12 protein-coding genes are annotated in these 10,053 nt (G+C 66.4%); 3 read left to right on the top strand and 9 right to left on the bottom strand.

The annotated features are described in order from the left end of the window. Positions 1-11: 11 nt before the first annotated feature. Positions 12-506 (bottom strand): hypothetical protein, encoded by a 495-nt coding sequence (locus AACH40_RS04465; protein ID WP_338644350.1) that lies wholly within the window; start codon positions 504-506, stop codon positions 12-14. 224 nt (positions 507-730) lie between these two features. On the opposite strand from AACH40_RS04465, the gene AACH40_RS04460 reads away from it, so the two are divergent. The 3 genes from AACH40_RS04460 (at position 731) to AACH40_RS04450 (ending at position 1,967) form a co-directional block, all read left to right on the top strand. Beyond that, entirely contained in the window at positions 731-1,156 is a 426-nt protein-coding gene (locus AACH40_RS04460) for an organic hydroperoxide resistance protein (RefSeq protein ID WP_169492472.1), read from the top strand. Between the two features lie 3 nt (positions 1,157-1,159). Further along, a complete protein-coding gene (locus AACH40_RS04455; protein WP_338644349.1) occupies positions 1,160-1,624 on the top strand; it encodes a MarR family transcriptional regulator in 465 nt (154 codons plus the stop codon). 196 nt (positions 1,625-1,820) lie between these two features. Beyond that, positions 1,821-1,967, top strand: a complete 147-nt coding sequence (locus tag AACH40_RS04450) for a hypothetical protein (protein ID WP_338644348.1) — start codon at positions 1,821-1,823, stop codon at positions 1,965-1,967. 10 nt (positions 1,968-1,977) lie between these two features. On the opposite strand, the gene AACH40_RS04445 is transcribed toward AACH40_RS04450, so the two are convergent. The 8 genes from AACH40_RS04445 to rplQ all read right to left on the bottom strand — a co-directional run bounded on the left by AACH40_RS04445 (position 1,978) and on the right by rplQ (position 9,977). After that, positions 1,978-2,259, bottom strand: coding sequence for a hypothetical protein (locus AACH40_RS04445; protein WP_338644347.1), 282 nt, complete (start codon positions 2,257-2,259; stop codon positions 1,978-1,980). Positions 2,260-2,370: 111 nt separating this feature from the next. Continuing rightward, positions 2,371-3,165 (bottom strand): NUDIX domain-containing protein, encoded by a 795-nt coding sequence (locus AACH40_RS04440; protein ID WP_338644346.1) that lies wholly within the window; start codon positions 3,163-3,165, stop codon positions 2,371-2,373. Positions 3,166-3,527: 362 nt separating this feature from the next. After that, entirely contained in the window at positions 3,528-3,851 is a 324-nt protein-coding gene (gene grxD / locus AACH40_RS04435) for a Grx4 family monothiol glutaredoxin (protein ID WP_169492468.1), read from the bottom strand. Between the two features lie 71 nt (positions 3,852-3,922). After that, complete coding sequence (locus AACH40_RS04430; RefSeq protein ID WP_169492467.1) at positions 3,923-4,156, bottom strand: BolA family protein; 234 nt, start codon at positions 4,154-4,156, stop codon at positions 3,923-3,925. Beyond that, the gene (locus AACH40_RS04425) at positions 4,156-4,479 is read right to left on the bottom strand and encodes a DUF1476 domain-containing protein (RefSeq protein WP_169492466.1); all 324 of its coding nucleotides are present in this window, start codon (positions 4,477-4,479) and stop codon (positions 4,156-4,158) included. Before AACH40_RS04425 ends, AACH40_RS04430 begins: the two co-directional genes overlap by 1 nt. 181 nt (positions 4,480-4,660) lie before the next feature. Beyond that, positions 4,661-6,988, bottom strand: coding sequence for a prolyl oligopeptidase family serine peptidase (locus tag AACH40_RS04420; RefSeq protein ID WP_338644345.1), 2,328 nt, complete (start codon positions 6,986-6,988; stop codon positions 4,661-4,663). A 94-nt stretch (positions 6,989-7,082) separates the two neighbouring features. Beyond that, positions 7,083-9,161 (bottom strand): prolyl oligopeptidase family serine peptidase, encoded by a 2,079-nt coding sequence (locus tag AACH40_RS04415; protein ID WP_338644344.1) that lies wholly within the window; start codon positions 9,159-9,161, stop codon positions 7,083-7,085. A gap of 390 nt (positions 9,162-9,551) precedes the next feature. Beyond that, complete coding sequence (gene rplQ, locus AACH40_RS04410) at positions 9,552-9,977, bottom strand: 50S ribosomal protein L17 (protein ID WP_169492464.1); 426 nt, start codon at positions 9,975-9,977, stop codon at positions 9,552-9,554. Positions 9,978-10,053 lie beyond the last annotated feature (76 nt).

The raw sequence follows: 10,053 nt of genomic DNA, 5'->3' as shown, positions 1-10,053 counted from the left end.
ATATCAGGTATTTATCCCGACGATTTAACCAGCTCGATGGGTGCAGCGACCACCTCGCCGCTTTCCCGCATCGACGCGAGGGCCGCGTCGGTATGGGGCAGCGCGCCGACCGACCAGGCGCGGCGGTCCAGCTCCCCGATCGTCCTGTCGGGGGCGGTGCGGGCCAGTGTGCGCAAGTACTGCACCTTGATCGGGATGATCAGCACGGCCAGCGTTGCCGCCGTCACCGCCCAGCGCCACAGGTCGAAGCCGCCGGTCTGCACCGCCGACATGAACTCGGCCGTGGTCGCCCAGATCGCTATCGCCCCCAGCAGTTCGGACGCGCGCTGGTCCGGAAAGGCCAGCATCAGCAGCGTGCCGAGCCCGAAAGCGCCAAGCGCCGCTGTCTCCAGCGTCAGCCACCCGTCGGCATAGCCGAACATCAGCGTGAGCAGGGTCAGCAGCGACAGCCCGCGGGCAAGGCGGACGATCAGGCCAGGCGTGAGTCGGGCGATCGGGCTCTTCATGGGTCACAGCTTCGCGCAGAGAGGTCGCCACAGCCTTTCGGGGTATGGTTAACACCGGGCTAAACCGTCGGGAAAACCCGCTTCCGCATGGTCAAAGGACGGCTAACAACAGCGCGTGGACAACGCGTAGCGCGTCCTTCTCAGATTTATATTGCACACGATCCAATTGTACACCATATAGAGACGCAGCGGCTAACGCCGCATAGCGACAAGGAGTTTCCGCGATGACCACTCTCTACACTGCCCGTGCCAAGGCCGTCGGCGGCCGCAGCGGCCGCGTCAGCACCGACGACGGCCTGCTCGACGTCAACCTCGCCCTGCCCACCGCGCTCGGCGGCAAGGGCGGTGCCACCAACCCCGAACAGCTCTTTGCAGCGGGCTATGCCGCCTGCTTCGAAAACGCGGTGATCCACGTCGCGCGCGGCATGGGCGAAAAGATCCCCGACGATGCCATCGTCGTCGATGCGGTGGTCGGGATCGGCCCCAATGCCAGCGGCGGATTTGCGCTCAGCGTCGATCTCAACGTCGCCATTACCGGCCTGTCGCAGGATCGCGCCGAGGAGCTCGTCGCCGCCGCCCACGCGACCTGCCCCTATTCGAACGCGGTGAAAGGCAATATTGACGTAGGCCTCAACGTCACTACGGCCTGAAGCATGAGCAACACGGAAAGCACGGCAAACCCGGCGGACGAGGTCCTGCGTCTCGATCGCCAGCTGTGCTTTCCGCTCTACGCCGCGTCGAACATCCTGACACGCGCGTATCGGCCCCTGCTCGACGAGCTGGGCCTGACCTACCCGCAATACCTGGTCCTGCTGGTGCTGTGGGAACGTGCCCCGCGCGCGGTGGGCGAAATCGGCCAGCAGCTGTTCCTCGACACCGGCACGCTCACCCCGCTGCTCAAGCGGATGGAAGCCGCCGGTCTCGTCAACCGCCAGCGCGATGCCGAAGACGAACGCCGCGTGATCGTCTCGCTCACGCCCAAGGGCGATGCCCTGCGCGTCCAAGCCCGCAGCGTGCCCGAACGCATGGTAACCGCGCCGTGCCTCACCCTGGCCGAATCCCAGAACCTTCACGAGACGGTGTGGAAGCTAATTCGTGGTTTGCAACCGGGTACTTAGCAAAAAAGCGCCCATTTCTGGCACAATTTCGCCGCTGTAACGTTGCAGATTTACGACAAGGCGGATATTTTCGTGCTTGACCGTCCTGGATGGCGTAATGCCGTTTTCGGCAAACGTTCTACCAAGGGCGTGGCTGACAATGAAAAGTGAACTGGGCCGTCATGGCGGACCCGGTCACGGTAAGGGACGCAGAGAGATGACCAAGGCATTCAATATTCATTACACGCTGACCGGCTCCCACACGCCGGTTCACCCCGAAGGGGTTGAGGCCACCAAGGGCCTGCTCATCGGCCTAGCACTCAGCCAGGTCCTCTGGATCGGGATTGCGCTGCTCGTCTTCTGAGCGCGGAATCTCAGCGCAGCGCCTGGATTCCCCAGATGATCGCGCTCCATAGCACGGCCGACACACCAACCGGAAAGGCGACGCGGAACCAGCCGGGATAGCGATATTCGCCGTCCGCCGCTGCGGCCGCAGCCACCTCGCCCCGTTCGAACATCGAAAGTTCGTGCTGCAGGCGATGGACCGGCGAGACGATCGGCACGTCGCCATCGCCCGCCAACCGCGCAACGCGGGCAGCCTCTCCAGCCGGATCGAGATAGCGTTCGGGCGAGGGGCGAAGTTTGGGCATCGGCATGACGGACCTCCACTTGCGAAGGTACGCTTACGATCCTTGCCAGCCGGTACGTGAAGCGCAATGTTATCCCTAAGGGATTTTACGCATCACAGCCCTTCGCCAACGCCGATGTCATGCCCGGCTCGCCTGCTCCAGCGGTTCGCCGTCGTAGGGGTATCCGGCCTCCACCGGGATCGTCAGCCACTTGACCCCGTCGCGCACTTCCACGCGCGGGGTGATGATCGAGACCGGCGTTGCCAGCGCATGCGCGCGCGCCGCCTCGAAATCGGGATAGGCCGCCAGCCGTTCCAGGTTACGCCGCGTCGGGAAGATCACCTTGATCGCGCCCTCGTCGGCCAGCCGCAGCGCCTCCTGCGCGCTCGCCCAGAACAGGTGGTGGTTCTCGGTCGCATCGACCGTGATGTCGACCGCTCCGGTGCCAAGGTCCGCCAGATAGAAGCGCGTGTCGAACACCCGGATGTGGCGGTGACGCGGCCACCAGCGGGCCCAAGGCACCAGCCGGTCGAGATCGAGCGTCCAGCCCAGCGCGTCGAGCGCATCGGCCAGCCGCCCGCTCGAGATCGCGATCCGCCGCGCCTGCGCCGCCGTTTCGGCGGTCACGTCGCCGGCGATGCCCACGGCAAGGCCCGTTTCCTCCAGCGATTCGCGCACCGCAGCCACGCGCGCGGCGGCATCGTCGGGATCGAGATGGCTGCCATACCGGCGGGCCAGGTCGTGGTCGTCGGGATCGATCTTGCCGCCGGGAAACACCGTCGCGCCCCCGGCAAAGCGCATCTCGCTCGATCGTTCTACCATCAGGATCTGCGCCGGCCCTCCGGCGGGATCGCGACGGAACACGACGACGGTGGCAGCAGGCGTTGCGGTCGGCGGGGCTTCGTTGTCCCCCAGGTCATCCATCTCATCCATGACCATACCATGCCGGTGGCCCATGCCCTTGCCAAGTGCATCTTCGGGTCCCCTCGGCACCACCTGTCGGCACGGCTTACAAACCGCTGCCATGGTTGCCGGGTATTAACTATCGTGATGGGCGGTCTTTCATCCATCGGCCGGATTGGCACGCACCATGCAAAGAGTGTGTCGTCCCGAAGATGTCTTCTTCATCGGGGCGGAGCCGGTCTTCAGTCTCCCGGCTCCGCCCCTCCCGGGGCCTCCCGAAATCCCCGTTCCCCAAGCGCCGCACGCACCGCGCAACGAAAAAACGCGGCCCCTGGTGCAGGAGCCGCGTTCGCATTCGTGCAAGTCTGCCGGGCGATGCCCGCGGCGATGGCTCAGGCGGCGCCCTTGACGCCCTGTTCCTGCATCAGCTGCTGCAGTTCGCCAGCCTCGTACATCTCCATCATGATGTCCGAACCGCCGACGAATTCACCCTTCACGTAAAGCTGCGGGATGGTCGGCCAGTCCGAAAAGGCCTTGATGCCCTGGCGGATTTCCTGGTCCTGCAGCACGTCGACGCTGGCGTATTCCACGCCGAGGTGGTCGAGAATGGCCACGGCGCGGCTGGAGAAGCCGCACTGCGGGAACAGCGGCGTGCCCTTCATGAACAGCACGACGTCGTTGTCGCTGACGATCTGGGAAATGCGGTCTTGGGCCATGGCGGTTCTGGTTATCCTGGTTGCGCGCGACCGCCCCTCGCAGGGACCATCAGCCGCGCCTTATCGGTTGATCAGGTGGGGACCCCGGTGGTCAGTTGCAAGGCATGGAGCACACCGCCCATGCGCCCGCCGAGTGCGGCATAGACCGCCTTGTGCTGCGCCACGCGCGAAAGCCCCTTGAACGCGGGACTGACGACGTGGGCCGCATAATGATCGCCGTCCCCGGCAAGGTCGGTGATGGTCACTTCAGCATCGGGCAGCGACGCCTTGATCATCGCCTCGATGTCGGCCGCCGCCATCGGCATCAGACTTCGCCCATCAGCTGGCGGCGCGCGTCGACGGCCTTGGCGTCCATCGCCGTGCGAATCTCGCTCTCGTCGATCTCGACACCGGCCGAAACCAGATCGCCCAGCAGCTTGCGGATCACGTCCTCGTCGCCGGCTTCCTCGAAATCGGCCTGGACCACTGCCTTGGCATAGGCTTCGGTCTCTGCGGCATCGAGCCCCATGCGTTCCGCCGCCCACTGGCCGAGCAGACGGTTGCGGCGGGCATGGACGCGGAACAGCATTTCCTCGTCATGCGCGAACTTGGCTTCCTCGGCGCGTTCGCGATCGTCGAACATGGTCATCGTGCTGGATCCTTTTGCAGGGTCGTCTTGCAGAGTGCTCTACAGGGGCTTGCCTAGCGGATAGTCGCAGGCCGCGCGGGCGGCAAGCGCGTAGACGCATGGTTTTGCGCTCGCGCAAATCGCGCGCCACAAAAGGGTGTTTCCGCCGTAGCCGCGCCCTGCACCGCCGCCGGGTAGCCGTTCACGGCGCCGTGACCGCCGCCCCGGTCTTGAGCCCGGTCCAGTAGGCAAGGAAGGCCAGCGTATCGGCGCCGCTGGCAATGGTCTTGTCGAGCGGCTTGCCCGCGCCGTGCCCTGCCCTGCTTTCCACGCGCAACAGGTGCGGCCTGTCGCCGATCTTCGCCGCCTGCAGCGCGGCGGCATACTTGAAGCTGTGCGCCGGCACCACGCGATCGTCGCTGTCGCCGGTCGTCACCAGGATCGCCGGATAGTCCGTGCCATCGGCGATGTTGTGATAGGGGGAATAGCGGCGCAGCACCTGCCAGTCGGCCTCGTTCTCCGGCCGGCCATAATCACCGGTCCACAGACGCCCCGCGGTGAAGCGGTCGAAGCGCAGCATGTCCAGCACGCCGACGTCGGGATTTGCCGCCGCGAACAGGTCCGGGCGCTGGTTCACCACGGCGGCCACCAGCAGCCCGCCGTTGGAGCCGCCCTGCACCGCCAGGCTGCCCTTGGCGGCAATCCCTTGCGCGATCAGGTATTCCCCGGCGGCGATGAAGTCGTCGAAGCTGTTCTGCTTCTTGTCCAGCCGCCCGGCATCGTGCCACGCGCGGCCGAATTCTCCCCCACCACGGATATTGGCCAGCGCGAAGGCGCCCCCGGCTTCCAGCCAGGCCATGCGTACCGGCGAAAACGTCGGCGTCATCGCGATGTCGAACCCGCCATAGCCATAAAGCAGCGTCGGCACCGCACGGCCGACGAGCGATCGCTTGCGCACGATGTACATCGGCACTTTCGTCCCGTCCTTCGACGGATAGAAGCGCTGCTCGACCAGATAGTCGTCGGGGTTGAAGCTCATCCGCGGCTGGGCGAACGGGGTCGTCTGTCCGGTGCGCAGGTCCATGCGATAGATCGTCGGCGCGCGGTTGAAGCTGGCGAACTGGTAGAAGGTTTCCTCCTGCCCGGGACGTCCGCCAAAGCCAGAGGCGGAGCCGATGTCGTTGAGCGTGATCGCGCGGCTGGGCTTGCCCTTCAAGTCGGTCACCACCGCCACGCTCGACCCGCCGTTGAGGTAGGACAGGATGAACCGGTCGCCCACCGCATTGGCGCCGGCAAGCTGCTGCTCGCGCTCGGGCACCACCACCTTCCAGGCGGGTGCGCCCGACAGGTCGAGTTCCAGGAGGCGGTAACGCGGCGCGCCCATGTTGCTGACGAACCACAGCCGGTCGCCAATGCCATCGACGAATTTCCAGTCGTTATCGAACCCGTCGGCGATGCTCGCCTGCGCCCATTGTCCCGGCTTGCCGCTGCGCAGGTCCAGCAGGTGGATGGCGCGGACGGGCAGCGTGCCGACCTCGCTGGTGATGACCGCCCAGCGCCCGTCGGCCGAAACCGCTGCCTTGTGGCCCTGCTCGGGATGGTCGGGCGTCGCATAGACCAGCAGGTCCGCCGCCTGCGGCGTGCCGACGCGGTGGTACCACACCGCCTTGCCATAGACGGGGGCCAGATGCTCGGCACCCTTCGCGGGCTCGGGAAAGCGGGAGTAGAGGAAGCCTTCCTCACCCACCCATGCGATCGTGGTGTCATTGGCCCAGGCCAGCGTCTCATCAAGCAGCCTGCCCGAACGCACGTCGATCAGCCGGATCGTGCGCCAGTCGCTGCCCGCCACCTGCACCGTGTAGGCCAGCGTCCGCCCCTGCGGGCTCGGCACCCAGGCATCGAGCGCGACGGTGCCATCCTTCGACCAGCCGTTGGGATCGAGCAGTACCCGCTCTTCGCCATCCAGCCCTGCGCGGACGTAAAGCTCGCTCTGGTTGGAGAGCCCCGGATTGCGCAAGTAGAAGTAGGACTTGCCCGCGCGGCGCGGCAGGCTGATGCGTTCGTAGTCGAACAGGCTGCGGATGCACGCGGCCAGCGCATCGCGCCCCGGCAACTGCGCCAGATAGGCGGCGCTGGCGGCGTTCTGGCCTGCAACCCACTGCGCCACTTCGGGACTGCTGGCCGGGCTCTGTTCCAGCCAGCGGTAGGGATCAGCCACGTCCTGCCCGAACGCGCGTTCGACCAGCGGCAGGCGCCTGGTCGGTGGATAGGCCGGCGTGGCGATGCGCGGCATGGCGAGCTGCGGTGCGGCGGCGGCGGGCGCTCCTGGCTGCGCGATCGCGGTGGTCAGGCCGGTAGCGTGCCGCTCTGCCGAAACGTGCGCCGCGCCTTCGGCATCCTCGGCCGCGGGCATCGCCGCCTGCGCCAGCGCGGCGGCCGGCAGGCAGGCGAGCACCAGCGCGGGCACGCGCGCTGCGCAGCGCCAGATGGCGCGGCTTGTCCGCCTTGCTGTCCTCTCCGCACGTTTCATCTTTTATCCCGCCCGCTCTAGCACCCATGGCGGGCGCTAGGCGAGAGGCAAAACGACGGAAAGCGCCCGACTTTCAGGGCAAAGGCCGCGACCTTCAGGGCCGTGGCGTCAGCCCCGTCCAGTGGGCGAGGAAGGCATAGACGTCGGCGCTTTCGGCAATCATCTTGTCGACCGGCTTGCCCGACCCGTGCCCGGCGCGCGTTTCGATGCGGATCAGGTGCGGCTTGTCCCCGATCTGCGCCGCCTGCAGCGCGGCAGCGTACTTGAAGCTGTGCCCCGGCACCACGCGGTCGTCGGTATCGGCGGTGGTCACCAGGATCGCCGGATAGTCCTTGCCGTTCGCGATGTTGTGGTACGGCGAATAGGCGCGCAGCACCTTCCAGTCGGCCTCGCGATCGGGGTGGCCGTAATCGTCCACCCAGTACCGGCCGGCGGTGAAGCGGTCGAAGCGCAGCATGTCCATCACGCCGACGGCCGGATGCGCCGCGGCGAACAGGTCGGGCCGCTGGTTGACCACCGCGCCGACCAGCAGACCGCCGTTCGATCCGCCTTCGACCGCAAGCCCGCCCCTGGGCGCCACACCGTTGGCGATCAGCCATTCGCCCGCGGCGATGCAGTCGTCGAACACGTTCTGCTTGTTGGCCCGGCGGCCGCCATCGTGCCATGCATCGCCGTATTCACCACCGCCGCGCAAGTTGGCGATGGCATAGGCCCCGCCGCTTTCCAGCCAGGCCATCCGCGCGGAGGAGAACGCCGGCGGAAGCGAGATGTTGAACCCGCCGTAGCCATAGAGGATCGTCGGCACCGGACCCTTCGCATCCTTGCGCCGGATCACGAACATCGGGATCTTGGTGCCGTCCTTCGACGGGTAGAACACCTGTTCGCTGACGTAGTCACCCGGCGCGAACTTGAGCGCGACCTGTTCCCAGACCTTGGCCTTGCCATCGTCCTCGCTGAAGCGGAACACGGTCGACGGCATGGTGAAGCCGGTGAAGCCGAAGTAGCCCCCCGCCCGCCCCGGCTTGCCCGACAGCCCCGCGAGCGAGCCCACGCCCGGCAGCGCGAGCGTTCCGGCGGGCTTTCCATCGAGCGTGAACAGGCGGACATCGGCCTTCACGTCGCGCAGGTAGGCCACGACCAACCGGTCACCCACGATCGCCGCGCCATCCAGGTTGGCGTCGCTCTGCGGGACGATCGTGGTGAAGACCGGCTCCGCGCCCGAGAGATCGACCCGGACGATCTTCTTGAGCGGGGCATCCTTGCTGGTGACGAACCACAGCACATCGCCCACGCCGTCGATCAGGTCCCACTGCGCGGACAAGTCGGGGATCAGCGGGCGGACCTGCCAATCCCCCTTGCCGATGGGCGCAATGCCGATGGCGGTGGTGGGGTCGGTGCCTTCGTGGCTGGTGACGACCAGCCAGCGCGCGTCGCTGGTGACCTGCGCGCCGTGGCCCCAGGTAGGCTTGTCCGGCGTTGCATAGACGAGCCGATCCTGATCCTGCGGGGTGCCTAGGCGGTGGTAGTAGACCTGCTGGTCGTAATTCCGCGCCTGGAAGGCTTCGCCGTCCTTCGGCGCGGCGAAGCGCGAATAGAGCACGCCATCATTGCCGACCCAGGCAACGCCACTGAACTTGACCCACTTCAGCTCGTCGGCCAGCGGCTTGCCATCGGCGGCGGCGACGAACTTCATCGTCCGCCAATCCGAGCCGCCGTCCTGCACGGTGTAGGCCAGCAGGTTGCCGTCGGGCGACGGTTCCCACGCATCGAGCGCGGTGGCGCCGTCCTTGGCCCAGCCGTTTGGATCGAGCAGCACGCGTCCCTTGGGCGAGGCTGCATCGCGCACGAGCAGTTGCGCCTGATTCATCAGCCCCGAATTGTAGGCATAGAACAGCCGCCCACCTTCTTCACGCGGCACGCCGAAGCGGGCATAATTGAACAGGCCCTTGAGCCGCGCTTCGAAGGCCGGGCGTTCGGGCAGCGCCTTGAGATAGGCGTCGGTGAAGGCACTCTGCGCCGCGACCCATTCGTGGACCTTTGCATCGGTGCGCACGTCGGCTTCGAGCCAGCGCCAGGGATCGGCCACCTGCTCGCCGAACTGCGTTTCGACGAAATCGCCGCGCGGGCTGGCGGGATAGGGCTGCAGGACAGGCTGGGCGGGCTGGGACGACATCGGGGCGGAACTCGTGTTGGCAAGGACGGGCTGGCAGGGGATCAGCAGGCCGGCGACAGCGATGGCGACGACCGAGCCGAAAAGCGCAGAAACGCTGAGGGGTTGACGGGGTTGACACGGTCCTGAGGAAAAACCCGCGACGGCCTTTTCAGGCTTTTGGAAGGACCGGCGCGACGACCAGGAATGCTGATTTGCGAATGGGATGGCAGGCTTCATGGCGGCGACCCTAACCCACCTGCCCGCCGTAGGACAGAGCCCGCGCGTGCATTGGTGAGCTTGCGTATGCAACAGGTGTCACCCCCCGCCCCGCACAAGCGAAAGGGGCGGAACCTTGCGGCCCCGCCCCTTCCTTGTTCGTGTCCGAACGAAGCGCCGATCAGGCGGCCCGTGTCAGGCTGCTTCGTATTCGTCCTCGTCCGCGGTCTGCACCGGACCCGAGTCCAGGCCCTTGGCGGCGGTGTCACGGTCGACGAGTTCGATCACCGCAATCGGGGCGGCGTCCGAAGCGCGGTAGCCGGCCTTGATGATGCGGGTGTAGCCACCGTTGCGATCGGCATAGCGCGCGGCCAGCACTTCGAAGAGCTTCTTTTCCTGCGCTTCGTCGAGCAGGCGGGCATGGGCCAGACGACGGTTCGAGAGACCGCCCTTCTTCGCCAGCGTGATGAGCTTTTCGAGGTAGGGGCGAAGTTCCTTCGCCTTGGGCACCGTGGTGGTGATCTGTTCGTGCTTGATCAGAGCAGCCGCCAGATTGCGCAGCAGCGCGATACGGTGCGAGGAAGTACGGCCGAGCTTACGCTGTCCCAGCTTATGACGCATGTTCTTGTCTCCGTTCGTAGGGGGCCCGTATCAGGTAGCCCGATCCAGGCGGCTGTCGGGGTCGCCGCCAAATGAC

Origin of the sequence: Novosphingobium olei (genome assembly GCF_037076535.1) — a bacterium.
Classification (GTDB): Bacteria; Pseudomonadota; Alphaproteobacteria; order Sphingomonadales; family Sphingomonadaceae; genus Novosphingobium; species Novosphingobium olei.
This window is presented reverse-complemented; position numbering and strand designations above follow the sequence as displayed.